Origin of the sequence: Pseudoalteromonas sp. J010 (genome assembly GCF_003934235.1) — a bacterium.
Lineage (GTDB): Bacteria > Pseudomonadota > Gammaproteobacteria > Enterobacterales > Alteromonadaceae > Pseudoalteromonas > Pseudoalteromonas peptidolytica.
In genome coordinates, this window is the sequence record NZ_RDBW01000003.1 from 42,169 (window position 1) to 68,403 (window position 26,235).

26 protein-coding genes are annotated in these 26,235 nt (G+C 43.3%); 18 read left to right on the top strand and 8 right to left on the bottom strand.

The window, feature by feature from the left end; genetic code table 11:
- Positions 1–53: 53 nt before the first annotated feature.
- From EAG18_RS02705 to EAG18_RS02720, 4 genes are all read right to left on the bottom strand, one after another.
- Positions 54–512 carry a hypothetical protein gene (locus EAG18_RS02705; RefSeq protein ID WP_125250872.1) on the bottom strand — a complete coding sequence of 153 codons (459 nt, stop codon included), beginning with the start codon at positions 510–512 and terminating at the stop codon, positions 54–56.
- 302 nt (positions 513–814) lie between these two features.
- Positions 815–2,302, bottom strand: coding sequence for a methyl-accepting chemotaxis protein (locus EAG18_RS02710; RefSeq protein WP_125250873.1), 1,488 nt, complete (start codon positions 2,300–2,302; stop codon positions 815–817).
- Between the two features lie 10 nt (positions 2,303–2,312).
- Complete coding sequence (locus tag EAG18_RS02715) at positions 2,313–3,038, bottom strand: ABC transporter substrate-binding protein (RefSeq protein ID WP_125250874.1); 726 nt, start codon at positions 3,036–3,038, stop codon at positions 2,313–2,315.
- Positions 3,039–3,048: 10 nt separating this feature from the next.
- The gene (locus EAG18_RS02720) at positions 3,049–3,720 is read right to left on the bottom strand and encodes a TorF family putative porin (RefSeq protein WP_125250875.1); all 672 of its coding nucleotides are present in this window, start codon (positions 3,718–3,720) and stop codon (positions 3,049–3,051) included.
- A 230-nt stretch (positions 3,721–3,950) separates the two neighbouring features.
- On the opposite strand from EAG18_RS02720, the gene leuS reads away from it, so the two are divergent.
- Genes leuS through EAG18_RS02770 form a run of 10 tightly spaced genes read left to right on the top strand, consistent with a single transcriptional unit; the run spans position 3,951 to position 14,504 of the window.
- Positions 3,951–6,539: a leucine--tRNA ligase gene (gene leuS / locus EAG18_RS02725; RefSeq protein WP_125250876.1), complete on the top strand. Its 2,589-nt coding sequence runs from the start codon at positions 3,951–3,953 to the stop codon at positions 6,537–6,539.
- A complete protein-coding gene (lptE, locus tag EAG18_RS02730) occupies positions 6,523–7,035 on the top strand; it encodes an LPS assembly lipoprotein LptE (RefSeq protein ID WP_125250975.1) in 513 nt (170 codons plus the stop codon). Before leuS ends, lptE begins: the two co-directional genes overlap by 17 nt.
- On the top strand, positions 7,035–8,078 hold the full coding sequence (holA, locus tag EAG18_RS02735; protein WP_125250877.1) for a DNA polymerase III subunit delta: 1,044 nt from the start codon (positions 7,035–7,037) through the stop codon (positions 8,076–8,078). The genes lptE and holA overlap by 1 nt, the downstream gene beginning before the upstream one ends.
- Positions 8,075–8,710 carry a nicotinate-nucleotide adenylyltransferase gene (gene nadD / locus EAG18_RS02740; RefSeq protein WP_125250878.1) on the top strand — a complete coding sequence of 212 codons (636 nt, stop codon included), beginning with the start codon at positions 8,075–8,077 and terminating at the stop codon, positions 8,708–8,710. The genes holA and nadD overlap by 4 nt, the downstream gene beginning before the upstream one ends.
- 52 nt (positions 8,711–8,762) lie before the next feature.
- Positions 8,763–9,080, top strand: a complete 318-nt coding sequence (rsfS, locus tag EAG18_RS02745; RefSeq protein ID WP_125250879.1) for a ribosome silencing factor — start codon at positions 8,763–8,765, stop codon at positions 9,078–9,080.
- Between the two features lies 1 nt (position 9,081).
- The gene (gene rlmH, locus EAG18_RS02750; protein ID WP_125250880.1) at positions 9,082–9,552 is read left to right on the top strand and encodes a 23S rRNA (pseudouridine(1915)-N(3))-methyltransferase RlmH; all 471 of its coding nucleotides are present in this window, start codon (positions 9,082–9,084) and stop codon (positions 9,550–9,552) included.
- A 2-nt stretch (positions 9,553–9,554) separates the two neighbouring features.
- A complete protein-coding gene (gene mrdA, locus EAG18_RS02755; RefSeq protein WP_125250881.1) occupies positions 9,555–11,423 on the top strand; it encodes a penicillin-binding protein 2 in 1,869 nt (622 codons plus the stop codon).
- On the top strand, positions 11,420–12,526 hold the full coding sequence (gene rodA / locus EAG18_RS02760; RefSeq protein ID WP_125250882.1) for a rod shape-determining protein RodA: 1,107 nt from the start codon (positions 11,420–11,422) through the stop codon (positions 12,524–12,526). The genes mrdA and rodA overlap by 4 nt, the downstream gene beginning before the upstream one ends.
- A complete protein-coding gene (locus tag EAG18_RS02765; protein ID WP_125250883.1) occupies positions 12,526–13,299 on the top strand; it encodes a septal ring lytic transglycosylase RlpA family protein in 774 nt (257 codons plus the stop codon). Before rodA ends, EAG18_RS02765 begins: the two co-directional genes overlap by 1 nt.
- A gap of 41 nt (positions 13,300–13,340) precedes the next feature.
- Positions 13,341–14,504: a serine hydrolase gene (locus EAG18_RS02770; protein WP_125250884.1), complete on the top strand. Its 1,164-nt coding sequence runs from the start codon at positions 13,341–13,343 to the stop codon at positions 14,502–14,504.
- Between the two features lie 239 nt (positions 14,505–14,743).
- On the opposite strand, the gene EAG18_RS02775 is transcribed toward EAG18_RS02770, so the two are convergent.
- Positions 14,744–15,610 carry an IS982 family transposase gene (locus tag EAG18_RS02775; RefSeq protein ID WP_125250885.1) on the bottom strand — a complete coding sequence of 289 codons (867 nt, stop codon included), beginning with the start codon at positions 15,608–15,610 and terminating at the stop codon, positions 14,744–14,746.
- A gap of 363 nt (positions 15,611–15,973) precedes the next feature.
- Between EAG18_RS02775 and EAG18_RS02780 the strand changes: the two genes are divergently transcribed.
- The 5 genes from EAG18_RS02780 to EAG18_RS02800 all read left to right on the top strand — a co-directional run bounded on the left by EAG18_RS02780 (position 15,974) and on the right by EAG18_RS02800 (position 19,944).
- Positions 15,974–16,429: a hypothetical protein gene (locus EAG18_RS02780; protein ID WP_275557214.1), complete on the top strand. Its 456-nt coding sequence runs from the start codon at positions 15,974–15,976 to the stop codon at positions 16,427–16,429.
- A gap of 222 nt (positions 16,430–16,651) precedes the next feature.
- Complete coding sequence (gene ybeD / locus EAG18_RS02785; RefSeq protein WP_099641858.1) at positions 16,652–16,930, top strand: DUF493 family protein YbeD; 279 nt, start codon at positions 16,652–16,654, stop codon at positions 16,928–16,930.
- A 19-nt stretch (positions 16,931–16,949) separates the two neighbouring features.
- On the top strand, positions 16,950–17,603 hold the full coding sequence (lipB, locus tag EAG18_RS02790) for a lipoyl(octanoyl) transferase LipB (protein ID WP_125250886.1): 654 nt from the start codon (positions 16,950–16,952) through the stop codon (positions 17,601–17,603).
- Positions 17,600–18,565: a lipoyl synthase gene (gene lipA, locus EAG18_RS02795; RefSeq protein WP_125250887.1), complete on the top strand. Its 966-nt coding sequence runs from the start codon at positions 17,600–17,602 to the stop codon at positions 18,563–18,565. The genes lipB and lipA overlap by 4 nt, the downstream gene beginning before the upstream one ends.
- Before the next feature lie 176 nt (positions 18,566–18,741).
- On the top strand, positions 18,742–19,944 hold the full coding sequence (locus EAG18_RS02800) for an aromatic amino acid transport family protein (protein WP_185745540.1): 1,203 nt from the start codon (positions 18,742–18,744) through the stop codon (positions 19,942–19,944).
- A 25-nt stretch (positions 19,945–19,969) separates the two neighbouring features.
- Here the strand turns inward: EAG18_RS02800 and EAG18_RS02805 are convergent, their stop codons facing one another.
- The 3 genes from EAG18_RS02805 to pomA all read right to left on the bottom strand — a co-directional run bounded on the left by EAG18_RS02805 (position 19,970) and on the right by pomA (position 22,684).
- Positions 19,970–20,473: a hypothetical protein gene (locus tag EAG18_RS02805; protein ID WP_125250889.1), complete on the bottom strand. Its 504-nt coding sequence runs from the start codon at positions 20,471–20,473 to the stop codon at positions 19,970–19,972.
- A 511-nt stretch (positions 20,474–20,984) separates the two neighbouring features.
- The gene (locus tag EAG18_RS02810; protein WP_125250890.1) at positions 20,985–21,914 is read right to left on the bottom strand and encodes a flagellar motor protein MotB; all 930 of its coding nucleotides are present in this window, start codon (positions 21,912–21,914) and stop codon (positions 20,985–20,987) included.
- Between the two features lie 2 nt (positions 21,915–21,916).
- Positions 21,917–22,684, bottom strand: a complete 768-nt coding sequence (pomA, locus tag EAG18_RS02815; protein WP_125250891.1) for a flagellar motor protein PomA — start codon at positions 22,682–22,684, stop codon at positions 21,917–21,919.
- A 234-nt stretch (positions 22,685–22,918) separates the two neighbouring features.
- Here pomA and xseB point away from each other — a divergent pair, with 234 nt between their 5' ends.
- The 3 genes from xseB to dxs all read left to right on the top strand — a co-directional run bounded on the left by xseB (position 22,919) and on the right by dxs (position 26,085).
- Entirely contained in the window at positions 22,919–23,158 is a 240-nt protein-coding gene (gene xseB / locus EAG18_RS02820; RefSeq protein ID WP_125250892.1) for an exodeoxyribonuclease VII small subunit, read from the top strand.
- Positions 23,158–24,057, top strand: a complete 900-nt coding sequence (ispA, locus tag EAG18_RS02825; RefSeq protein WP_125250893.1) for a (2E,6E)-farnesyl diphosphate synthase — start codon at positions 23,158–23,160, stop codon at positions 24,055–24,057. Before xseB ends, ispA begins: the two co-directional genes overlap by 1 nt.
- A 165-nt stretch (positions 24,058–24,222) precedes the next feature.
- A complete protein-coding gene (gene dxs / locus EAG18_RS02830; RefSeq protein ID WP_125250894.1) occupies positions 24,223–26,085 on the top strand; it encodes a 1-deoxy-D-xylulose-5-phosphate synthase in 1,863 nt (620 codons plus the stop codon).
- Positions 26,086–26,235 lie beyond the last annotated feature (150 nt).

Below are 26,235 nucleotides of genomic sequence, written 5' to 3' on the forward strand. Positions count from 1 at the left end.
TTCGCATACGTTGGTCTGCTCAGTTCAGGGCAACCAAGCTAAGCGCCTACTTTTTAGGGCGCTAATGCTTTTCTAGTATATTCCCCATGCCCACATTCACTGCACGCTGGGATCTTGATGGCATAATAAACATCTAATTTATAGCCACAATTCTTACACACTAATTGTCCCAATGCTATCCATTCGCCCTCTTTATAAATGCCTTGATGCTCAAAATCTTTTAAAAGGGCAGACCACTCAAGCTGCGTTCTATCTTCTAATTGAGATATTTCGAATAAAATATTGGCTTTGAGCTCACTCCAAGCCGCTTCATCATAGAAGGATTTGTTTTCAAGCAAATGTTCTAGGTCACGCTTTAAATAGTAGCTGTAATCATCAAAGGTCTGCTTGGTGTAATCTTTTAATGCCCGTTGCACCTCCCAAAATCGCTTGGATAAGTCATCCACTTCGTGTTCTTTTACATCTTTTAGCCAATCAGAGAATTGATCTAACCATTTTTGATAATCCGCCATTACTGCGCTCCTGTTTTTGCCTTTCACTTAAGTGTAGACCAGATATACCAAGCACTGTTTCGTCTATTAGCCCCTCCAGCAGGGCAAGCAATATATTGGTAGCTTATGAACGTAGGCGAGTATTATTAATCATCTTAATCAGTGGTCTATTTTAAAGCGAGAAAACCCTGTCGATAACACCGCTGCCGCCTCCTGCTCATGCCGATTTAGCTGTTCAAAATAAGAAGTTTTTAGTGCTGTTAGTGTCAGATTTACTCCTTCAAATTGAGCAAGTATTAAGGCTAGTTGGTATGATGTTAAGCTTACGTTTTAAAGACCTTCACTAAAGCTTGTAACTTAGAGGCTAACGCCTTCATGTCATCAGAGTATATTTGTACCTGCTGAATTTTAGACATGCCCCCCTGCCCTGCTGTAACGGCTTCATTTATATTTTTACTTAACGCTTCAGCAACCGTACTTTGCTCCGATACAGCGGATGAAATATGGCTAGACATGTGCGTTATCGACTCAACAGAGCCTGTTATACTCACCAATGACTCACTTGCTAAATTAGCAGCCGACATACTTTCAGTACCTTTCCCTTTACTCTTTTCCATTACCGCAACCGCTGATTGGGAACCGTGTTGTAACTGATTTATTGTATCGTGGATTTCGGCCGTACTAGATTGGGTGCGGCTTGCTAAAGAGCGCACTTCATCTGCAACCACCGCAAACCCTCGCCCCTGCTCGCCCGCTCTTGCAGCTTCTATCGCAGCATTGAGCGCCAGCAAATTAGTTTGTTCTGCAATCGATTGAATCACATCTAAAACCGAAACAATGCCCTGGACACTCGACTCCAGTGAACTTATTACGGTTGCAGCTTCGTCAAGTTGCTCGACAAGCTCTTCAATCGCATGAATCGATTGCTGAAAAGCCTCTCTTACCTTATTAGCTTCGGTATTTGCAGTCTCGGCGGACTCAAGAGTTAATTTTGCATTATTTTCAATCTCCAATGCAGAAGAGGCCATTTGCGTAATTGCGGTCGCTATCTGATCCGTTTCTGCCTGCTGTGACGTCAAAAAGTCAACGCCTTCGGAACTCACACTGCTGATGTTTTCCGATACAACAAAAGAATCATCAACCGACTTTTTAACATGGTTTATCAACTCGGCAATTTTGTGTTCAAATTCATTAAAGGATGAAGCCAGTCGACCAATTTCGTCATCGCGTTTTACGACTATCTGTTGCGTTAAATCCCCCTCACCGCTTGCGATTGTCGCCATTTTTTCAGCCACTTCATCCAACGGTGAGACAACCAATCGTTGAAAAATGAACGACAGCACGGCAACAAGAATGGCTCCCAGTAATAAGACCTTTATAATCGAACTAAAGGCAAGCCCTCGTAACGCATCGTCAATAGAGTTTGAGTCAACATAGACGGTGAGCCAGCCGACTTCATTCTCGCTGCCGCCATCATCAAATATAAGTTTGCTTTTCAACACACCGGCCGTTTCTGTACCTTCAGTTTGCGCAAATGTTGCGCCTTCCATATCGCTCACAACAACTTTGGCAATTTTGTCAGACTTTGCCTCTGCCTCTATAAACTTTTTAACTTGCTGCTCTTGAAAGTTCCAAACGGCGTTAGGCAATGCTAAGCCCATTCTCTCTTGCGCTAACGCAACATCAGTATCCAGTTTTTGTTTCAGAACCATACTTTGATTCACATAATCATATACTCCGAATAACAGCAAAACCGTTCCCATTGAAAGCAAGGTTGTCAGGATAAGACGGAACAATATTGATCGAGTCAAAGTAAGCCTCCTAGTTTAAAAACTTAGCCATAATACTCTGCACATCTATTTTCTTTAGGCCAGAGTTATAGATTTGCTGCCACTTTTTACCCTGTTCATCATTTCTAAATGCAATATATAGCTGCTTCTCTTGTAACAAGGTGGCATTCATTTCCACCGCGTCTTTAAAGCGTGCCAATGAGCTGTCTGTTTGCAGCAAATAGCGCAACACATTGGCATCAATCACCGCTGCTGGGATCCGTTTCGCCCCCACTTTTTTGACATTCAATACATCTGACGGCACGGCTTCACCCACAATCGCACCACTGGCTATCATGGCATCTAGCTCTTGTGTATTCACATAATCTTGTACAACGCCTATCTTCATTCCCTTAAGGTCATTTACTCCAGTAAAACTAATTGGCGCGCTTTTGTTTTGTACTAATCCAAGCGGCCCCGAACCCATTGGCTCAGAAAACACAAACTCTTGGGTGTCATAATAATATTCAGGAAAATAGCCGACGTATTTAGAGCCGGACGAGGAAGCCGTTTTAACCGCTCTCGACCATGGAAAAAACTCCACCTCCAACGTGTGTCCTTCAGCCGCAAATGCCGCTTTTGCAACGGCCACTGATGCCCCTTGCTCTTGTAGTGATTTATCTGAATAGGGTGGCCATGATAATGATGTCAGATAAACTGTTTCTGCGGTGGCAAGCCAAGACAAAGTAACGGCAAAAAACGCGATAATTAGCTTCATATTTCATCCCTCAGAAATTAAATGTTCTAGATACGGTCGCCAAAATAGTTGAATCCCCCTGTGTATCGAGGTCGGTATCTTCATATCCTAACGACAAGTTCCACCCTTCAATGGCGTAATTAAACGTAGCCCGCCAATGGAGATAATCATCCCCAGACTCCCACTGCCATTTATCTTCATCGTGACTCATTGAGTAATCCACGCCGACACCAAACGATAAGCGCTCTGTTAACGGAAAGTCATGAGTAAGCATCACAATACTGTGCCCGGCTCCTGTTCCAAAGTAGTCCCAAGCATGCCAAAAGTTTAAGTTCGTATTGCCGTAGTTAAATTTAGCGTACGCCTCTGCATAGTTATAATCATCGCTAATGTCGCCACCATGATAGGTATATTGAGCAATACCTATATCTATATTAATTGACGAAGTTAACGCGGTGTAATAGCCAACGTAGCCGTCAAACTCGATATCTGTATCATCACCAAAATCAACGTTAGAAGCCCATACACCTGCGTACAAGCCAGAGTCACCAGCCCAATCAAAGCTCGCTTGAAGCGCAGGGTCTTCACCTGTTTGACTTACCCCGTTAAAGAGATAGTCAGATACTAATGTTACGGTGGATGAAGTCGCAGCAGATACGCTAAAACAGGTAAACAGAGTTGAGCACAGCAATAGTTTTTTCATATTTCCTCGCACAAAGAGCAATAAAAAATCTTTAAATTAATGCTAGTACAGTTTTTTGTGATGTAAAATTTTTACAATTTCAGCCCCATTCGAGTGAGCATCGTTATATCCATTGCTGTAACGGTATAGTGGATAAAAATTAAGGTATTTTGGTGCTGTGATTGCAGGCTAAATTCGGGTATGCTATCGGGCAATTTTCTATTAAATTTGCCAGATGTTTGGAAACCTAGATGCAAGAGCAATATAACCCGCAAGATATCGAAGCCAAAGTACAGTCGTACTGGGAAGAAAACAACACCTTCAAAGTTGTCGAAGACGAAAGTAAAGAGAAGTACTACTGCCTCTCAATGTTCCCATACCCAAGTGGCCGTCTCCACATGGGTCACGTACGTAACTACACCATTGGTGATGTGGTTTCTCGTTTCCAACGCCTTCAAGGCAAAAACGTAATGCAGCCTATGGGTTGGGATGCGTTTGGCTTACCAGCTGAAAATGCGGCAATCAAAAATAACACTGCACCAGCTAAATGGACGTATGAGAATATCGATTACATGCGTAACCAGCTAAAACAGCTTGGCTTTGGTTATGATTGGGATCGTGAAATTGCCACTTGTCACCCAGAATATTATAAATGGGAGCAGTGGTTCTTCACTAAGCTTTATGAGAAAGGCTTGGTGTACAAGAAAATGTCGACAGTAAACTGGGATCCAGTAGACCAAACTGTACTGGCTAACGAACAAGTTATTGATGGCCGTGGCTGGCGCTCTGGTGCCATTGTTGAGCAAAAAGAAATTCCACAATGGTTCATTAAAATTACTGACTATGCTCAAGAGTTACTTGACGACTTAGACAAACTTGAGCATTGGCCTGAGCAAGTTAAGACGATGCAGCGCAACTGGATCGGTCGCTCAGAAGGCGTTGAAATCGACTTTAAACGCGCTGATAATAACGAAAGCTTCACGGTATACACCACTCGCCCAGATACATTTATGGGTGTGACTTATGTCGCTGTTGCAGCAGGCCACCCTATCGCTCAGGAAGCTGCGAAAAACAGTGATGCAATTTCTCGCTTTGTTGAAGAGTGCAAAAACACCAAGATTGCTGAAGCAGATATGGCAACAATGGAGAAAAAAGGCATCGCGACAGGCTTTACCGCTATTCACCCACTCACAGGGCAAGAAGTACCTATTTGGGTTGCTAACTTTGTCTTGATGGATTACGGCTCAGGCGCAGTCATGGCAGTTCCTGGTCACGACCAACGTGACTATGAGTTTGCCACCGCTTACGGTCTTGAGATCAAACAAGTCATTCAGCCACTAGCAGGCGCTGAAGCRGAAGCAAACCTAGCAGAAGCAGCGTTTACTGAAAAAGGCACGCTAATAAACTCCGGTGAGTTTGATGGCTTAGATTTCGAAGCTGCTTTTAATGCTATTGCAACTAAGTTAGAAGCACTAGGTGTTGGTAAACGTAAAGTCAACTTCCGCCTTCGTGATTGGGGTGTGAGTCGTCAGCGTTATTGGGGTTCTCCTATCCCAATGTTAAACAAAGAAGATGGTTCTGAGCTTGCAGCACCGGCTGATATGCTACCTGTTCGTCTACCTGAAGACGTGGTGATGAACGGCGTAACCTCTCCAATTAAAGCAGATCCTGAATGGGCAAAAGCCACTGTAAATGGCGAAGCGGTATTCCACGAAACTGACACCTTTGATACCTTTATGGAATCGTCTTGGTATTATGCACGTTATTGTAGTCCGCGCTACGATGAGGGCATGCTTGAGCCTGGCGCTGCAAACTACTGGTTACCCGTCAACCAATACATTGGTGGTATCGAGCACGCTATTTTACATCTACTGTACGCACGCTTCTTCCACAAACTACTGCGTGACTTCGGGTTAGTAAACTCAGATGAGCCATTTGAGCGCCTTCTGTGTCAAGGTATGGTACTTGCCGATACTTACTATCGTAAGGACGAAAAAGGTGGAGACGTATGGATTTCACCAACTGACGTATTAACTGAGACTGACGACAAAGGCCGCATCACTAAAGCGTGGCATAAAGAAGACGGCGAGCCAGTATTCTCAGCAGGCATGAGCAAAATGTCTAAGTCGAAGAACAATGGTATTGACCCGCAAACGGTTATCAAACAATACGGCGCTGACACGGTGCGCTTATTCATGATGTTTACGGCACCACCTGAGCAAACACTAGAATGGTCTGACTCAGGCGTTGAAGGTGCGCACCGTTTCCTTCGTCGTATTTGGAAATACGCGGTTGACGTAAAGCAAGCAGGCACTGCCGAGCTTGATTTAAGCAAACTAAATGCAGCACAAAAGACGCTACGTCGCGACATCCACAAAGCCATTGCAAAAGTGACCGACGATATTGAACGTCGCCAAACGTTTAATACGGCAATTGCGGCGGTGATGGAGCTTTCAAATAAGCTTATCAAAGCGCCACTTAGTGATGAGCAAGACATTGCACTAGCAAACGAAGCACTAGAAGCTATGGTGATCATGCTTGCGCCTATCACACCGCACATGTGTCACGAGCTGTGGACTGAGCTTGGCAAAGCTGGTGATATTCTTGATGCGGCATGGCCTATCGTCGACCAAAGCGCACTAGTTGAAGATGAAAAGCTTATCGTAGTACAAGTAAACGGTAAACTGCGCTCTAAAATCACCGTAGCGGCAGATGCAACGCAAGAGCAAGTTGAAGCGATTGCATTTAGCGAAGAAAACGTCACTAAGTTTACTGACGGCAAGACCATTCGTAAGGTGATCTATGTTCCTGGTAAACTACTTAATGTGGTTGCAAACTAAGATGCGTAGCCTATTTTGGCAATTCAGTAAGCTAGCATTTTTGCTAGCTTGCTTCTTCGTGGCGAGCTGCGGTTTTCACCTCAAGCAAGCCTCTTATCTGCCTGATGACTTGAAAGAGATTACGTTAAGCGCGGATGATAAACGTTCAGCCTTGTTTGAACAGCTTCACAATGACTTAGTGCGCGCGCAAGTCTCTTTAACACCCAAAGACTCAAAGCAAGCCGCCGAGTTATACTTATATGCCGATGCGCTTGAACGTCAAACACTGAGTTTGTTTAAAAATGGCCAAGTTGCGCAATACGAATTAGCCTATCGCGTTTCATATCGTTTAAGTCGACCTGGACAAGCGCCTGTAGAGCAAATGTTTGAGTTGTATCGTAATTATCAAGATGACCCTGATAACGCACTGGCAAAAGCAAAAGAACTTGAGCTTATTTTGACTGAAATGCGCCGCATTGCGAGTCAACGGATCATCAGAGAGTTGTCACAGCTGTAATGCGTTGTTATGCCAATCAACTATCCGGTTCTTTAGCAAAAGGGCTCGCTCCTTTTTACTTAGTTTTTGGCGAAGAACCCTTCCAGCAAGGTGAGTGTGTACTTGCTATTCGGAACACCGCGAAACAGCAAGGCTTTGATGAAGTTATTAAATTTTCATTGTTGCCCGGGTTCGACTGGCAAGAATTGAGTGCACAGTACAACAGTATGTCACTGTTTAGCGCTCGTACCTTGATTGAGTTCGATTTCAATGAGCAAAAAGTCCCAACTCAGGGGGTCTCAGTACTAAAATCACTTGCAGAACAGGTTAACCCTGACGTCATTGTGATTTTTAAAGGACTGAGTGCAGGACAAGATATCCAACGCACAGCTTGGTTCAAAGCAATAGAAGCAAAGGGTTTGTTTGTACCTTGCTATGCGCTGACTGGTCGGCATTTAGAGCGCTGGTTTGACGATGAGTGTAAGCGTTTAAAACTCACCATATCCCCACAAGCAAAGCGTGCTCTGCTAGTTGCAACTGAAGGCAACCTGCTTGCGACCCATCAAGAACTTGAAAAGCTTTCACTACTATTTGGTAAAAGTTCTGTTGACGAACAACAAATATTAAGCGGCCTATTGAATCAATCTAAATTCGATATTTTTGATTTAAATACGGGGCTGCTAAGCGGTAACTCAAAACAAATCATCAAGGTACTCAATAAGCTTGCAAGCGATAATGTAGAACCTGCTAGTATTTTGTGGACACTACAAAATCAGGCTCGCACTTTATTAGGGGTTAAATCGCTTTGGCAAGCAGGTACAGCACTGCCAGAAGCCTTTAAAAAGTACAATGTGTGGAAAAATCAACAAGCACTTACGCAACGTGCGTTAGATAGGCTAACGATTGAGCAAATTAAGCAACTATTGAGCTTGATGGCCGATTTCGATAGCGCTTATAAAGAAGCAAGGATCACAGCTCCGTACCAAGCGCTTGCTCACATAGCACTGGCTTTTGCGACACCACTTATCATACCCTTGCCAATCAGTCAGAGCGAACATCTATGATAGCACTCTTTGGTGGCACCTTTGATCCGCCTCATTTAGGCCACTTAAATATGGCTGCTCGTTGTATTGATGCGCTGGGCCTTAACCAATTAAAACTGCTCCCTTGTGCTATTCCCGTACATAAACAGCGCCCTAAAATCAGTGATGAACACCGCCTGTCTATGCTTGCTAAAGTTATTTCTGGTCATGAGAAAATGACTATCGATACACGTGAGCTGTTACGCCAAGGGCCTTCATATACGTTATTAACATTGCGTGAGCTTCGCGCAGAGCACCCAAAGGCGGCGATTACCTTTTTAATGGGGATGGATTCGCTCAACAACTTACATACTTGGTTTGAGTGGCGTGAAATTACTACACTGTGTCATCTAGTCGTTTATCAGCGTCCCGGTGAAACATGTGCGCCAAGTGCCGAGGTCGCAGCCTATTTAACCAAGGCGACTACCACGGACACAAGTAAGTTACATACAACTCTTGCTGGCCATTGCTACTTCCTCTCTGGAGAGCAAAAAGACATTGCTTCAAGCACGGTAAGAGCGGCAATTTCACAACAAAACGTCGCATATTTGGAACAATGGCTACCAAACTCGGTCATAGACTACATAAATAGCCATGGCTTGTATGCTGATTAAGCCTATAAAGCGTGTTAAAATCACAGATTATTTAAATAACAGAGATAGAAATTTGGATTCACAACAGTTAGTAGACTTCGCGCTGGATAAAGTAGACGATATGAAAGCCCGTGACATTGTTAAACTTGATGTTCGCGACACTTCCTCAATTACCGATTACCTCGTTATCTGCACAGGCACTTCAAAGCGTCACGTTCAATCAATTGCTGATCACGTTGCAAAAGAAGCCCGTCACGCAGGTGAGTCGCCACTAGGCCATGAAGGACAAAACGTTGGTGAGTGGGTGCTGGTTGATTTAGGCGATGTTGTAGTCCACGTGATGCAAGATGAAACTCGCGGTTTCTATGATTTAGAAAAGCTGTGGGGTTAACGTGAAAATCCAACTCATCGCAGTAGGTACCAAAATGCCAAAATGGGTTGAGACCGGCTTCACTGAGTATCAAAGGCGCTTTCCTAAAGATATGCCTTTAGAGCTTGTCGAAATAAGTGCAGGCAAACGCGGGAAAAATGCAGATATAAAGCGTATTTTGCAACAAGAAGGGGAAAGAACCTTAGCCGCAATCCCCAAAGGTAACCGCATTGTGACACTCGAAGTGACAGGTAAACCATGGGATACACACCAACTTGCGAGCAATATGGAAAAGTGGCAACTAGATGGCCGCGATGTCAGCCTCCTTATTGGTGGACCAGAAGGTCTTGCTCCTGAATGTATTGCTGCTGCTGAGCAAAAGTGGTCTTTATCAAACTTAACGCTCCCCCACCCTTTAGTACGAATAGTGGTTGCCGAGAGCCTGTATCGCGGCTGGAGTTTAAATAACAACCATCCTTATCACAGAGAATAATAATGATAAAAAAACGGCCGACGATTAGGGATCATTCTGCCGAGGCGAATCTCTTTGCAAGAAGAGCCTTTGTCGGCTTTGTTTTTGTTGTTGTTATCATCGGTATCTTGTTTCACAACGTGTATAAGCTACAAATTGTTGAACACGAAACTTACCGCACTCGCTCCAATGATAATCGTATCAAAGTGATCCCTGTGGCTCCTAATAGGGGCTTGATCTACGATCGAAATGGCGTGCTACTTGCTGAAAATCGCCCCGTGTACAACCTTGAAGTGATCCCTGAAGATGTTGACGATCTAGAGGTAGCACTTGCCACGGTGCGCCAGCTGATTGATATCTCTGATCAAYAGATTGAAGACTTCAAAAAGGAGATCCGACATAACCGCCGATTCAAAAGCCAAGTATTAAAAGGCAGGCTAAATGAAGAAGAAGTTGCCATCCTCTCCGTAAACCAGCATCGTCTGCCAGGGTTTAGTGTTGAGGCTCGACTCTCTCGTTATTACCCTTATGGCGACACACTAACCCATGCGTTAGGTTATGTTGCTAAACTCAACAAGCAAGAGTTACAACAATTAGAGCTTGATGGTAAAGCCACCAACTACCGTGCAACCCATGACATCGGTAAGCTCGGAATTGAAAAGTTTTACGAAGAGACGCTTCATGGTACCGTAGGCTCTCGTCGTGTTGAAGTAAATAATCGTGGTCGCATCATTCGCACCCTGAGTATGGAAGCACCGCAGCCAGGCAAAGATTTAGTACTTACCTTAGACATTGGCCTGCAACAAATTGTTCAGCACGTCCTAAAAGATACTCGTGGTGCAATTGTGGTAATGGATCCAAGAGATGGGGGCATTTTGGCGCTATACTCAAACCCGAGTTACGATCCTAATCTGTTTGTGCACGGGATCAGCTCAAAAGATTACCGCGCGTTGCTCAACCCTAATAGACCACTTATTAATCGTGCAACTCAAGGTCGATACGCCCCCGCTTCAACAGTTAAACCACACTTAGCTATACTCGCACTAGAAGAAGGCATCGTCACCGAGACGACCAAAATTTGGGATCCGGGCTTTTTTCAAATTCCTAATGTTAAACACAAGTGGCGAGACTGGCGCCCATGGGGACACGAACATGTAGATGTTTACAAAGCCATTGAACAATCATGTGATACCTATTTTTATGAAACAGCCTATAAGCTTGGAATAACCAAGATCAGCGACTTTATGACTCAATTTGGCTTTGGTGAGTTATCTGGGATCGACATTCACGAAGAAACCTCCGCAATTTTACCCTCTGTTGAATGGAAGCGAGAACGCTTTAAGGAAGCTTGGTATCCAGGAGATACTATCTCTGTTGGCATTGGCCAAGGTTATTGGACAGCGACCCCAATGCAAATAGCAAACTCACTGAGCATTCTTGTGAACAAAGGCAAGCATAAACAGCCACATCTGGTGCAAATTTCTAAACAAGATAGCGAAGTCGAACAACTGTTTACCGAAGAAAAAGCGCCTGTAGAGCTGCAAAATCCCTACCATTGGGATATTGCGCTAAAAGCCATGCACAATACCGTAAAAATCGGTACTGCGAAAAGCGCCTTTGAAGGCGCGACGTACGACCATGCAGGCAAAACTGGTACAGCTCAGGTCATCAGTATCGCTCAAGGTGAAAAATATGATGCCAAGAAACTAAAAGAAAAGCATCGAGATAACGGTATCTATGTTGGCTTTGCTCCTTTTGACGATCCGCAACTTGTGATCACTGTAGTTGTTGAAAACCAAGGTGGTGGTAGCGCCATCGCAGCTCCGATGGCACGTCAAGTAATGGACTATTACTTTTCTGCCTATCCTCTCGAACAGGAGGTACAACCATGAGCCCCCTAAACAAACCGCGTTCACTACTCGAAAAAGTCCATATAGACTTACCATTATTTGCTGCATTAATGACGATGATGATTGCCAGCCTCGCCATTGTCTATAGCGCAAGTGGACAAGATATGGGGATGATGATGCGTCACGCAACCCGAATGCTTGGCGCTGTTATTGCAATGGTATTCGTGGCTCAGTTTTCACCCAGTACGCTAAAGCGCGTGGCTATTCCAATCTACTTGGTGGGTCTTGGGATGCTGATAGCCGTACTTTTTGTCGGCGTCAGCAGCAAAGGAGCGCAGCGCTGGTTAGATTTAGGTGTTACCCGCTTTCAGCCCTCAGAAATTATGAAATTAGCTGTACCGATGACCGTCGCTTGGTTTATTGGTCGCTCTCACCTTCCCCCCAGTATATTAAATCTCATCGCTGGCTTTGCCATAGTGTTAGTGCCAACTATTTTAATTAAAGAGCAACCAGATCTCGGCACCTCTATCCTCATCGCCAGCTCAGGGATTTTTGTACTTTTTTTAGCTGGCCTTAGCTGGCGCCTAATCGGTTCGGGGGTACTGTTGGCAGTACCTGGCGTATATGCGTTTTGGCACTACGGGATGCACGCCTATCAAAAGCAGCGAGTGCTGACATTTCTTAATCCAGAGAGCGATCCACTAGGATCGGGTTATCATATTATTCAATCTAAAATCGCCATTGGCTCCGGTGGAGTTGAAGGTAAAGGTTGGTTACATGGTACTCAGTCGCAGTTAGAGTTTTTACCAGAGCGCCATACTGATTTTATTTTTTCTGTTCTCAGTGAGGAGTTTGGCTTACTTGGTGTAACCATGTTACTCAGCTTGTACTTGTTTATTATTGGCCGAGGTTTATATATTGCAGTGCAAGCGCAAGACGCTTTTAGTAAGTTGCTAGCAGGCGCACTGACATTAACTTTCTTTGTCTACGTTTTTGTTAATATTGGCATGGTGTCTGGCTTACTCCCCGTCGTCGGCGTCCCACTTCCGCTTATTAGTTATGGTGGTACGTCTATGGTGACGCTGATGGCTGGATTTGGCATTATTATGGCAATCGCAACAGATAAGAGGATGCTGTTAAAATAATGACTGCACGTTTTCGCTTTATTTATAGAACCATCATGACCCTAGTCTTGGCTAGTTTATTAACGGCTTGTGGTAGCCGTTATCATATTCGCCATGACAAAGCGCCATTGCGAGAACCAACCGCACTCGAAATGCAAGACGCCATCGTCACTAATGAGAAAAAAAGTGTCAGTGCTAACCGCCCCTATACCGTACTTGGTAAACGCTATACCCCTATTTCTGACGAACGCGGTTACCAAAAAGAAGGGATAGCCTCATGGTATGGCAGAAAGTTCCACGGTTACCATACCTCAAATGGCGAAATATTTAACATGTTTGATATGACGGCTGCACACAAAACTTTGCCACTACCTAGTTTTGCTCGAGTCACCAATCTTGAAAATGGCCGCACAGCAATCGTTAGAATCAACGATCGAGGACCATTTCATGATGATAGGCTAATTGACCTATCTTATGCAGCCGCCTATAAGCTAGGCTATCATCTCAAAGGTACAGCCCGTGTTAAGGTCGAAGCGATTACTCTGACGCGCGAGTCTCCAAGGCTAACCTATGTACAAGTCGCAGCAGGTAGCAACCTCGAGAACATACAGGTTCTCGCAAACCAGCTACAACAAGAATTAGGACTAGGTACTGCGATCACCTTTGAAGATGACTTGTACAAACTGAGAGTCGGTCCTATTACCGATGACAATCAAGCACAATCTTTGCTAAAAACCTTACAACAGGGTCAATTTAGTCGTGCTTTCTTGCTTTACAGTGAGCAGGAACTTTAGAATAACCGTAATGAATGCCGATAACCAAAAAAGCGAGCATAATGACTTCTATAAAACCAAAAATCGTTAAAAAAGTCCTTGGACTAGTGTGCACTTTCTCTATCATGAGTGCCAGTGCACAAATTATTCCTTCACCGCCTCAAGTCAGTGCAAAAGGCTATTTTCTAATGGACTTTACTACAGGTAAAGTGATAGCTGAAGGAAACGCTGATACAAAGCTTGCTCCAGCAAGCCTGACGAAAATGATGACTAGCTACGTCATTGGTACTGAAATTGAGGCTGGAAATATTTCCCCGACAGACATGGTTACCATTAGCGAAAAAGCGTGGGCTAAGAACTTTCCTGGCTCTTCGGTGATGTTTATTGAAGTCGGCAAACAGGTGAGCGTCGATGACCTTAACCACGGTATAATCATTCAATCGGGTAATGATGCCTGTGTTGCTATGGCTGAACATATTGCTGGCAGTGAGTCTGCATTTGCTGACTTGATGAATGCTCATGCCAAAAAGCTGGGAATGGATAATACTCACTTTGTTAATAGCCATGGCCTTGACACCGATGAGCATTTTACCACACCAAGAGATATGGCAACCCTTGGGGCTGCACTTATCAGCGATGTGCCGGATGAATACGCCCTATACAAGATAAAATCATTTACCTATAACGGTATCAAACAATATAACCGTAACTCTCTTCTTTGGGATGCAAGTCTTGAGGTAGACGGCATTAAAACAGGCCACACCTCGGAAGCGGGCTTTAGCCTTGTTACTTCTGCTGTGAAAGACGATATGCGCTTGGTTGCAGTGGTTATGGGTACCGAAAGTGAACGGGCGCGAAAAGTAGAAAGTAAAAAGCTACTTAACTATGGTTTCCGCTTCTTTGAAACGATTACTCCGTATCAAGCTGGTGATGCGTTTGCCGATCAGCGCGTATGGATGGGTAATAAAGAAACGGTTTCTCTGGGCATTATGGAAGATACGCCAATTACCATCCCTCGTGGACAAAGTAAAAACCTAAAAGCGAACTTTGAGCTAGACAAAACACTTGAAGCTCCGTTAGCGAAAGGAACAAAAGTGGGCACATTATTTTTGCAGCTTGATGGCGAAGACATTGCACAATACCCACTGGTTACGTTAGAAGAAATTCAAGAAGGCGGTTTCTTTAGCAAGATATACGACTACCTACGTCTACAGATCTCACAATAATTATCTTATCTGATAAGCTAACCAAAATAGACTGGTTGGCTTATCTTTTCACATCGCTTATTCTTTAGCTTCTCAATTATTTATATCCTCCACCCTGAAACTCACGCCTTTAAAAATACCAAAAATTTAAAAAACTTTTATTTACAATAAAGAAACATGTTAACGTTAATATGAGTGGAAGAAGTTGAGAGATGTTAGCCTAAGATAAAGCTAATTTGCTTAATTAACCCGAGATCGGTTTAAGCCATCAGTTCATCAATAGAAATTGATGGCTTTTTTTCTTTGTGGCTGTATGCAATCAGCGCACCCAAGACTGTTAATATCATTCCATGCAAGCTTCTATGTCTTGAGTGCTCTAACTGACAAATATTTTTTAGCTGGTCATTCACAGTTTCAATAATAAAGCGCTTGGATAACATTGCTTTGTCCCAAGCTGAAATAGCTTTGGCCTTCATGTTACTGCGCACATTGGTGACCAGTTTGAGTCCCCTTTCCGATAGTGACTGCTCTAACTTACTGCTAATATACCCCTTGTCTCCATATAAAGTGCCGGTTAGATTTTGCGTAAGCTCTTCCACAGGAGCTGTATCCTGTTTATTTGCAGGTGTAACTTTGGCGGCAATTATTTCACCTTTATGATTGATAATTAGGTGTAGTTTAAATCCAAAATACCATCCCATCGTTCCTCGACCCCGCTTAGCTACTCCTGCAAACGTCTTGTGCCTTGGTATTCTCAAATTATGACAAACTTTGATACTCGTTGAGTCAATGAAGCAAATATCACAATCCGTTGATTTTAGGGTTTTAAAATAACTTGAAAGGGGAGTAACTGCACGAGGCATGAGTTCTAAAAACCTTGTATAGCTGAGCAGTGTTGGAAAGTCTTTTTTATGAAAGCGAGCGAGGTAGCCTTTATAAAAGTTTTTAAAATCGCGCTGATTTGACATATGAAATAGAATGATGACGGTCATTATTTCAGCCATACTCATCTGGCATGCTCTTTCTCTTTTTATTTGACCTTGCTCTATCTGGTAGGCGTGCCATTGCGGCAAAAAAACTTTGCAAAAATCATCGACATCACAAAACAACTCAACTAACTTATTCATGCCTGTTCCTTACTAGGTCACTTTCTTTTTTGGTCGAAAGATCTGATCTTGGAACAGGCATATAGTTCCCTAGTTTTTAAATTCTTATCCCGAGCTGGGGTTAATTAAGTAATTACTTTGAAGCGAGAGGATCAACTCGATAACAAGAAAAAATTTAACATAGTTAGCGTCTGGTTTTCCCCTCAAGTTGAATGAGTATTAAAACCAAATGGTATGATGCGTACAGGAGCTTTTTCAATGAACTACATAGATCGTATATACCTACAGCCAAACCTACCAAGAATCAAGCTGCTTGTTGCTGTATTACTGCTTTTCTCCGCGATTTTATACCAGTCAAGTCAACTTCTATATCTTGGTTTTTATATGGCGTTAATTGTACCTGCTTGGGATTTATTATCTGTAGTGGCAAAAGAACAAGGAGCTTGTGCAAAAGTTACGCTCATAGCTTACTGTAAACAACGCTGGATACAGTTGCTGCTTATGCTAACTTTTGCTTGTATAGGTATTGCCGGATTGCACCTTAAATACCCACTACTTACGCTTTTTAATATTGCATTCAGTCTGTTATTGGCTGTTCATGTTATTAAAGTTGTGTATAAAATAAGAGAAATGTCGGTTATTGACGCGATAAAAGAGAGATTAAAAACCAAGTCGAGGTTTATTTTTTCCGTTAACCTGCTAATCATTGTGGTTATGTGTTCCATACCATTTCTAACCATGTCTTTAGGAACGTGGGCTGCTAGTTATATGGTTATTTTCAGCTGCTACATACAATACTTAAACCATATCATTAGTGAGAATATTTTTGCTGCTGATTAAAGTAGTTTACAGATCTCACAATAACCCCATTTTATGTAAGTGAACGCCCAAGGATGAGGCGTTTTTTTTTGCGCTAAAAATGATAGAATGCGGCAATATCGTAGTGCCCGTAGGGTTTCGGTGTTTTTAGATAACCGAGGAATATCGATGAGTCTTAAATTTAAGCGAATTGGTATAACTCGGCAAAAGCACATGCAAGTAGTTTGTTGTGAGGATGCCGTCATGGTAAAACCAGTAAAAAACACTAAGTTTGATGAATACTTAGAATTTCCTTGCCCATTTACATTCAAAATTATGGGTCTAGCCAATGTCAATTTGACGGATCAAATCCTAGCTAAGTTGCAAGTAATTGCACCAGGTGATTATGCACCTAAAGTAAAGCCAAGTAGTAAAGGTAATTATGAAGCGGTTTCTATTGTTGCTACCGTCACTAGCAAAGAACACATAGAACAGATTTATACCGAGATCGGTGGCATAGAAGACGTCCGTTACATACTGTAACCAGTAAGGATCCCCTATAATGGAACCACGTAAGTTAATCGTGCGTCAATTAGGCCTTCGTGAGTACGAGCCTATCTGGCATAAAATGCAATCTTTTACCGATGAGCGGGACGATAGCACGGCAGATGAACTTTGGCTGGTGGAACATGAACCTGTGTTTACCCAAGGTCAAGCTGGTAAAGAGGAGCACCTGTTAGCACCTGGAGATATTCCCGTTGTTAAAGTTGATCGAGGCGGCCAAGTCACATACCACGGCCCTGGTCAACAAATGCTCTATGTTTTACTGAACTTACGACGCTTGAAAATTGGGGTGCGAGAGCTTGTTACTTGGTTAGAACAGAGCATTATCGACTCACTTAAAGAGTACGGGATAGATGCTTACGCTAAAGCCGATGCGCCAGGCGTATATGTCAACGATAGCAAAATTGCATCATTAGGACTGAGAGTCCGCCGAGGCTGCTCATTTCATGGTCTAGCCCTTAACGTAAATATGGATTTAAGTCCATTTTTACGAATCAACCCATGTGGTTATGCTGGTATGAATATGGTGCAAAGTAGCGAAATCAATGRACCTCAAACCGTCGCTGATGCGGGGGCTGGTCTGGTAAAACACATGCTAGAGCGTATTAAAGCCGAGTATGTTGAATACACTGAAGGGTTTGAAAACGAATGAGTAAACCAGTCAAAATGGAGCCAGGGGTAAAGCTCCGCGATGCTGAAAAAATGGCATTGATCCCTGTAAAAGTCATGCCAACAGAACGCGAAGAGATGCTAAGAAAACCTGAATGGTTAAAGATCCGCTTGCCTAAATCAAGTGAGCGTATCGACGGGATTAAGCAGGCAATGCGTAAGCATGGGTTACATTCTGTATGTGAAGAAGCATCTTGCCCGAACCTGTCTGAATGCTTTAACCACGGTACAGCCACCTTTATGATTTTAGGTGCTATTTGTACTCGTCGCTGCCCTTTCTGTGATGTTGCCCATGGTCGTCCATTAAAGCCAGACGCACAAGAACCTGAAAAGCTCGCGCTGACTATCAAAGACATGAAATTAAGCTATGTCGTTATTACTTCAGTTGACAGAGATGATCTTCGTGACGGCGGCGCGCAACACTTTGCCGACTGTATACGTGAGATCCGTAAGCATAATCCAGGTATTACAATCGAAATTCTGGTGCCAGACTTTCGGGGTCGTATGGACAGAGCACTAGAAATTTTAAGTGAAACACCGCCAGATGTCTTCAACCACAACCTTGAAACTGCTCCAAGGCTATATAAATTAGCGCGTCCTGGCGCCGATTATAAGTGGTCATTAGAATTGCTACGCCGCTTCAAAGAAGCTCACCCTGAAGTGAGAACAAAATCTGGACTCATGGTTGGACTTGGCGAGGAAATCTCTGAGATAGAGGAAGTATTAAGAGACTTACGCGAGCATAATGTAGACATGTTGACGGTAGGCCAATATCTACAGCCATCAAAACACCACTTACCAGTAAAGCGTTATGTCCCGCCAGCAGAGTTTGACGGTTTAAAAGCTTATGCTGATGAGATTGGTTTTAGTCATGCCGCCTGTGGTCCATTTGTACGCTCAAGCTACCATGCAGATCAGCAAGCTGCAGGAAAAGAGGTAAAATAAATTAGCCTCTGTCGCTGCAACTCAATGCTTGCAGCGACTATCTCCTTATCATTTTACAAGTCAGACCCATACAGTCAGTCATTTCAGTTCTTATCACCATTAACAGCAAAACGGTTTCATTTCCATGCTATTCGTTATATCTTGCCTCACCAGATAATAATAATGAGAGGCTAAACGTGCTTAAGAATAAAACTTTGGGTAGCATGCTAATTGTCGCTGGCACCACCATTGGTGCGGGCATGCTAGCACTTCCTATTGCATCAGCAGGGCTAGGGTTTTCTACCGCTATCGTATTGTTAATGATAACTTGGTTACTCATGACATATACCGCATTACTCATGCTTGAGGTGCATCAATATGCAGACCAAGACGCGACATTAAACACACTGGCAAAAAGCCTACTTGGTAAAACAGGTCAATATGTCGCTAACTTCTCAATGGTGTTTTTGTTCTACGCTTTGTGTGCAGCCTATATTGCAGGGGGAGGCGCACAACTTCAAACAAAACTAGTTGGCGTACTTGGTGAGGAGATCACCCCACAATTAGGCTCTGTATTACTGGCTGTAATTATTGCCACAATAGTTACTTTAGGTACCAGCACCGTCGATAAACTCAATCAGCTACTGTTTTCAATTAAAGTCATCGTATTGGCAGGCTTATTTTTTATTCTTACCCCTTATGTGCACGGGCAGCACCTAATTGACATGCCAATTGAACAAGGTCTAATTATTGCCGCAATCCCAGTGATTTTCACTTCATTTGGATTTCATGGCTCGATCCCATCTATCGTCAAATATGTGGGTGTAGATATTCATCAATTGCGAAAAGTAATGATGTTTGGTGCATCTTTGCCACTTATTATCTATGTATTTTGGCAGTTATTAAGTCAGGGAGTCATGGGACAAGCAAGCTTAATGGCAAGTGATGGACTACCGGGGTTTGTAGCCAGTATTTCATCGATAGCACACAACGACAACGTTCAGGTATTTGTCACTGTGTTTGCCGACCTTGCACTCGCAACGTCATTTTTAGGTGTCAGCTTGGGCTTATTTGACTTTTTTGCGGATGCGTTAAAACGAAAAGATACCAAGAAAGACCGCATTAAAACGGCATTTATTACGTTTTTACCACCGCTTGGGTTTGCACTATTTTATCCTGAAGGGTTTATCATGGCACTTGGTTACGCAGCCATTGCGCTTGTGGTATTGGCGGTATTTCTACCAGTTGCTATGGTATGGAAACAGAGAAAAGTTAGAGGTAATGACGGATATCAGGTTAAAGGTGGTACGCTTGGACTAGGACTTGCCGCAATTTTCGGTGTGATGATCATCACCTCTCAGCTAATGCAAATGGCTGGCCTTATTCCTAGTTTGGGGTGAGTATTTTTCAATAGCTGGCCGAACACTATCGGCTAGCTCCTGCTTTTTCCATATCATCGCTAATGTCATGAAGCTTCCAAAACATAATTATTGGAGCAAAAGCCAAACACAAAGTCACCATATTGGTGATGGGTATGATAGTTGCGTATAAATAAGTTGAATAACTCAAATCCATTAAATGGTAATCAGTTAATCTAAACAGTTGTAAAATAGGCGCGGGTAAAACAACGAGCTGGGCTAATATACTCTGCCACATATACATTTTATCTTTTACAGCCCAATACGCAACAATCCCCATAAATAGGATGTCATTCAAGGCCCAGTATACGTAACGGATGACTTGGTGCTCATCAATAGAGCGAACAAAGTCGCTCGAGAACGTACCCACAATATAAAAAATCGCAACAAGTAGTGAATATCTAAGCGCCTTTTTATCTTTTAACACAAAGCAAAGAAAAACAGAAAGCAAAGCAATCCACACACTGTTATGTGCAAAAAATATACGAATAGGTTCCCAAGCTTCTAACATAGCTAAACGCTACTCTGGCTTCTTTTCTACAGAACCATCATCGGCGTCACCACCATCGCCGTTACCACCTGGCAATCTATAATTTTGAGGTTTTTTTATTGAAATCATTCTATTTCTCCTTTAAGTAGAACCAAACGGAACAATAGCGAATTCACGGATAAAAAGCAACGAACTGTAATGCTAAGTTAACCGAATACGAACTCTATTTAATAAGTAAAATAGCGATAAACATTTGCTTCCAAATAAGCAACTTATACAAACTGATACTCAATAAAACAAAAAGGGACGCTTTATTGTAGCCTCCCTCTTGTTATGTTTTATGTGCTTTATTAACTAGCGAGTTGGTCTGAAACCCCAGCCCCATGGACGAGAATTCTCATCACCACCTGCGCCATTATCGCCAGGGAGTCTAAAGTTTTGAGGTTTTTTTACTAGAATCATTCTATTTCTCCTTTAAGTAGAACCAGCAGGAACAATAGCGAATTCCCTGTAATTTGGCAACAAACTCTCACTAATTTTCCCTCACTCCAATGGGATCAGACTCTTTTGGTTTTCCCTGTAAAATAGAGATTTCAACGCGCCTATTGCGGCGTCTATCGAGGTCACTATCATTCGGTACTAGCGGTCTGGTATCGGCATGTCCTACGACTAACATTCTATTTTTATCAAAGCCTCGTACTTTTTCCATTACAGTCGCCACGGCTACGGCCCGAGTTGCTGACAGATCCCAATTGTTAGAGTATAGCTCATTCGTTACCCTAAAATCGTCAGTGTGACCCGATACCGTGATCTCTCCTGGCACATCCTTTAACAGCTCTGCTATTTCTTCAATTACAGGCTCAAATTTAGGCTGCAAAAATGCACTACCCGCAGGGAAAGAGCCATTCTCTTGAATGCGAATGATGATTTGTTGTCCTAAAGACTCTAGTTCGATAGCACCGTCCATGATTTGCTTTTCAAGTTGCTGCGCTATTTTTTTGACTAACTCATTTACCTGCTCTTGCTCTGCTGAAGCAATTGCTTGAGTCGATGCCATTTCTTGCGCTGTACTGGCTGATTCACCACCGCGCTTATTACCACGCTGCTCCTGCCTTCCCCCCGCAGACGCTTCGTCTCCAGCTTGGAACTCAAGCATTTGTTGTGTCATTTCGACGGTTTGCTGCTGGATTGTTTCAATTGGGGTAGGCTCTGGTTTTCCTGGTGTGAATTCCATTGCAATCACACTCGTACCTTTAGGTATATCTTTGACTTCAATTTTATTTTGCACGCCGAATGCAAACTTCATAGAGCCTGCAATTTGTTTAAATTTGAGTACATCCATCTCGGAAAAGGCGAGCAGTAATACAAAGAAGCACATGAGCAGTGACATCAAGTCAGCAAATGTTCCCATCCAAGCGGGCAAACCTGGCGGGGGACATTTACATTCGTTCTCATCAGACATGATTATTCCTCAGCTTCTGAACCACGTTTTGACTCAGGTAGATAGTTTTTCAAAATGCCTTCGATAACTTTAGGGTTTTGGCCATCTTGAATGCCTAAGATAGCATCAAGTATTAACCGTTGATTACGCTCCTCTTCGTCTTTACGTAATTCGAGTTTTACCTGTATTGGAATAGCCACTACATTCGCTAAGAATGCACCATACAGCGTTGTTAAAAGTGCAACAGCCATCGCTGGCCCTATCGCTTTCGGGTCATCCATATTTGATAACATGGCTACTAAGCCGATAAGTGTACCTATCATCCCCATTGCAGGGGCTATATCGGCAAGCGATTTGAACAGGCCAGCGCCAAGTTCATGGCGAGATGAGGTAAGTGCAATGTCTTTTTGCAAGGTGGCTCTCACAACATCAGCATCATGACCATCAACGAGCATATCCACGCCTTTGCGCATAAATTGATTTGGAATTTCAGCTTCTTCAAGCGCAAGAAAGCCGCCTTTACGCGCTGAATCAGCAAGTTCTACCGCTTTTTCAATCAGTTCTTCAGGTGTTTCAATTTTAAACATGAAGGCCTTTCCGGCCACTTTCCCAATCCCGAAAAATTGTCCAAGTGTAAAGTTAGACAATACAATGAAGATTGAACCACCAAATACGATAACGACGGACGGCGTGTTATAGAACATAGCGATCTGGCCATCACTACTTAATACCATAGACATTACAATCAGACCTATGGCACCCAGGATCCCTATTACCGTTGCTAAATCCACATGTCCTCCGAGGGAAGTTATTTGTGATAAATCACGCAGTTATTGTTGTTTGAGTTATCGGCAAGTTTTTCTACAACTTAACACTATTATATTAAAAAGTGTTTAAAATGCGAGTTTATAGCAGATCTTGCAAAGCTGATACGCTCCGTTATCAAAAACTCGCTGGATTTTTTGACCTTAGCCCTCAATCCCCCTAAAATTGCGTCACTTTTACTTTTCGAGTCAACGTGACATATGGCAGTAAAAAAACCTGATAACTTAAGCTTTGAAGAAGCAATGCAAGAGTTAGAACAAATCGTAGCAGAGATGGAAAACGGCAGTTTAGCGCTAGATCAAGCCCTCAAGCAATTTGAGCGTGGAATAAAACTTGCCAAAGCATCGAACCAAAAACTTCAGCAAGCTGAGCAACAAGTCGCAATTTTGATGGGCGAAGGTGAGCAAGCGCAATTACAGCCATTTGATAACGAAGCCTAATGTCAGCAAAATTAAAAGAACAACTACAGCATGCTAAAACGCGGGTAGAAACCAAGCTATTACGCAGCTTTGATAACCTGCTAGACACAGAAGAAAATGTCTTAGCGGCAACTCGCTACAGCGTAGAAAATGGTGGCAAGCGTTTACGGCCTTTTCTAGTCTACTGTACCGGAGAACTCTTTGGTGCAGCAGCAGCAGATCTCGATAACGCAGCTGCGGCCATAGAGTGTATTCACAGCTATTCTTTGGTACATGACGATTTACCAGCGATGGATGATGATGAGCTAAGGCGCGGTCGACCTACGTGCCATATTCAATTTGATGAAGCTACCGCAATATTAGCGGGCGATGCGCTACAGACGCTAGCTTTTGAGCTGCTAAGTACACCAAACTTTACCGTCAGCCCACAGTCCCAGTTACAGATGATAAGTGCCCTAGCAAAAGCTTCAGGATTACAAGGGATGGTGGGCGGTCAAGCGCTAGACATTGCCGCAACCGACCGCACCGTAACACTCACAGAGCTTGAGCGTATACATAAGCTCAAAACAGGTGCGCTTTTAAGTTGCGCAATTGAATTAGGTATGTTGTGCACACAACCAGAGCGCCTCACTGATGAAACGCGTCAAGCAATGCGAACTTACGGTCAAGCCATTGGACTTGCATTCCAAGTGCGGGATGACATCCTAGATGTCGAAGGCGATACGGCTGTACTTGGCAAACCTCAAGGCTCAGATGTAGAACATAATAAATCGACTTATCCAGCATTACTTGGTTTAACGCAGGCCAAAGAAAAAGCCGAACAGTTAATACATGAGGCGCTCAACGCGCTAGAAACGATCGATGGTGATACAGAAGTGCTTGCCGATTTAGCAAAATACATCATAGATCGAGAACATTAAGTGTGCGTATAACCTGTATACGCCAAGCTAAGAAAATGTTCACAAGTACTTTGTAAAAACTGGCTAACATAATATTATGACCAGTTAGTAAAGCATTTTAATAATTATGAAGTGAGCTGCGTAACGAACTTACGCTGAGATTCACTTAGGACTCTGATAAATAACATGAAACTTGATAGTAGCAAGTATCCTTTACTCGCGTTAATTGACGAGCCAAGTCAGCTTCGTCAATTACCCCAGCACAAGTTAACCGCCTTTAGTGATGAGCTTCGCGAATATTTGCTGAACTCAGTCTCTCAAAGTAGCGGTCATTTTGCATCTGGCCTAGGCACTGTAGAGCTTACCGTGGCCTTGCATTATGTATATAACACACCAAATGATAGATTGGTGTGGGATGTAGGTCATCAAGCATATCCTCATAAACTACTGACAGGTAGAAGAGAGAGGATGCACACTATTCGTCAAAAAGACGGGTTACACCCTTTCCCGTATCGGGAAGAAAGTGAATACGATACTTTTAGCGTTGGTCACTCAAGCACCTCTATTTCTGCTGCACTTGGTATGGCGATTGCCGCCGAAAAAGAAGGGATTGGGCGTAAAACCGTCGCTGTAATTGGTGATGGCGCGATGACCGCAGGAATGGCATTTGAAGCCATGAACCACGCAGGTGATGTCAACCCTGACATGCTCGTTATTCTCAATGACAACGAGATGTCGATCTCCGAGAATGTAGGTGCACTGAATAACCATTTCGCTAAAATTCTATCTGGAAGTTTTTATACCAATATTCGTGAAGGCAGTAAAAAACTGCTGTCTGGCGTCCCCCCGGTCAAAGAGCTAGCAGGTCGTATGGAAGAGCACCTGAAGGGTATGATAATCCCAGGCACCTTCTTTGAAGAGTTAGGTTTTAACTACATTGGTCCAATTGACGGGCATGACGTAGATACCCTAGTAGATACGCTGCGCAATATGCGCAACTTAAAAGGACCTCAGCTACTTCACGTTAAGACCCAAAAAGGAAAAGGCTATAAACCAGCAGAAGCCGACCCTATCGGTTATCATGCAGTGCCTAAGTTTGACCCTAGCGTACACAGCTTACCTAAATCAAAACCAAGCGCACCGACCTTCTCAAAGGTATTTGGTGATTGGCTATGTGATATGGCAGCACAAGACAATAAACTGATGGCAATCACACCTGCAATGCGTGAAGGCTCAGGTATGGTCCGTTTTTCAAAAGAATATCCAGCTCAGTATTTTGACGTTGCTATTGCTGAACAGCATGCAGTTACATTGGCAGCAGGCTTTGCATGTGAAGACTTAAACCCAGTTGTGGCAATTTATTCAAGCTTCCTACAACGGGCGTATGATCAGCTTATTCATGATGTTGCTTTACAGAATCTACCTGTACTATTTGCAATTGATCGCGCTGGCGTTGTTGGCGCTGATGGTGAAACACATCAAGGCGCTTACGATCTCAGCTTTTTACGTTGTATTCCAAATATGGTGATCATGGCACCAAGCGACCTAAATGAATGCCGTCAAATGCTCTATACCGGTCACCGCCTTAATCAACCAGCAGCGGTCAGATACCCAAGAGGAAGTGCAGGCAGTGCTGAAATTGCAACTGAAATGACCGAGCTAGAAATTGGTAAAGGCAAACTAGTCAGAACAGGTGAAAAGCTTGCCATTTTAAGCTTTGGAACGTTACTTGAGAGCGCTGCAGTGGTTGCTGAGCAGCTTAACGCGACTTTGGTTGATATGCGCTTTGTTAAGCCATTAGATACTGAGTTAATTGAGGAGTTAGTGGTCACTCACGAACGTTTTGTGACGCTTGAAGATAACGCTATTGCTGGTGGTGCAGGCTCGGCCGTTAGTGAGTATTTGGCAGCTCAAGGACACTTGAAGCCAATTAAATTACTTGGTTTACCTGACGAGTTCATTAAGCATGGTTCACAAGCTGAAATCCACGCTGAGCTTGGTCTGAGTAGCGAGGGTATTGCCCAACAAATTAACGACTGGCTTAAATAAACAGCCAGAGGCTACTTCTCAAATTTATGCGTTAATAGCCTATTGCAAACAAATTTAACGCGATAATAAAAAAGGCTTCTATCAAGAAGCCTTTTTTGATCTTATACCAATTACCTTAATTAAGTGGTCTATTTTGAGGCGAGAAAAGCA

Excerpts from the sequence above, each read along its gene's own strand:
- EAG18_RS02705 (WP_125250872.1), bottom strand. The coding sequence starts at position 512 with ATGGCGGATTATCAAAAATGGTTAGATCAATTCTCTGATTGGCTAAAA.
- EAG18_RS02715 (WP_125250874.1), bottom strand. The coding sequence starts at position 3,038 with ATGAAGCTAATTATCGCGTTTTTTGCCGTTACTTTGTCTTGGCTTGCC.
- EAG18_RS02720 (WP_125250875.1), bottom strand. The coding sequence starts at position 3,720 with ATGAAAAAACTATTGCTGTGCTCAACTCTGTTTACCTGTTTTAGCGTA.
- lptE (WP_125250975.1), top strand. The coding sequence starts at position 6,523 with ATGTGGTTGCAAACTAAGATGCGTAGCCTATTTTGGCAATTCAGTAAG.
- holA (WP_125250877.1), top strand. The coding sequence starts at position 7,035 with ATGCGTTGTTATGCCAATCAACTATCCGGTTCTTTAGCAAAAGGGCTC.
- nadD (WP_125250878.1), top strand. The coding sequence starts at position 8,075 with ATGATAGCACTCTTTGGTGGCACCTTTGATCCGCCTCATTTAGGCCAC.
- rodA (WP_125250882.1), top strand. The coding sequence starts at position 11,420 with ATGAGCCCCCTAAACAAACCGCGTTCACTACTCGAAAAAGTCCATATA.
- EAG18_RS02765 (WP_125250883.1), top strand. The coding sequence starts at position 12,526 with ATGACTGCACGTTTTCGCTTTATTTATAGAACCATCATGACCCTAGTC.
- EAG18_RS02770 (WP_125250884.1), top strand. The coding sequence starts at position 13,341 with ATGACTTCTATAAAACCAAAAATCGTTAAAAAAGTCCTTGGACTAGTG.
- EAG18_RS02775 (WP_125250885.1), bottom strand. The coding sequence starts at position 15,610 with ATGAATAAGTTAGTTGAGTTGTTTTGTGATGTCGATGATTTTTGCAAA.
- EAG18_RS02780 (WP_275557214.1), top strand. The coding sequence starts at position 15,974 with ATGGCGTTAATTGTACCTGCTTGGGATTTATTATCTGTAGTGGCAAAA.
- ybeD (WP_099641858.1), top strand. The coding sequence starts at position 16,652 with ATGGTAAAACCAGTAAAAAACACTAAGTTTGATGAATACTTAGAATTT.
- lipA (WP_125250887.1), top strand. The coding sequence starts at position 17,600 with ATGAGTAAACCAGTCAAAATGGAGCCAGGGGTAAAGCTCCGCGATGCT.
- EAG18_RS02805 (WP_125250889.1), bottom strand. The coding sequence starts at position 20,473 with ATGTTAGAAGCTTGGGAACCTATTCGTATATTTTTTGCACATAACAGT.
- EAG18_RS02810 (WP_125250890.1), bottom strand. The coding sequence starts at position 21,914 with ATGTCTGATGAGAACGAATGTAAATGTCCCCCGCCAGGTTTGCCCGCT.
- xseB (WP_125250892.1), top strand. The coding sequence starts at position 22,919 with ATGGCAGTAAAAAAACCTGATAACTTAAGCTTTGAAGAAGCAATGCAA.
- ispA (WP_125250893.1), top strand. The coding sequence starts at position 23,158 with ATGTCAGCAAAATTAAAAGAACAACTACAGCATGCTAAAACGCGGGTA.
- dxs (WP_125250894.1), top strand. The coding sequence starts at position 24,223 with ATGAAACTTGATAGTAGCAAGTATCCTTTACTCGCGTTAATTGACGAG.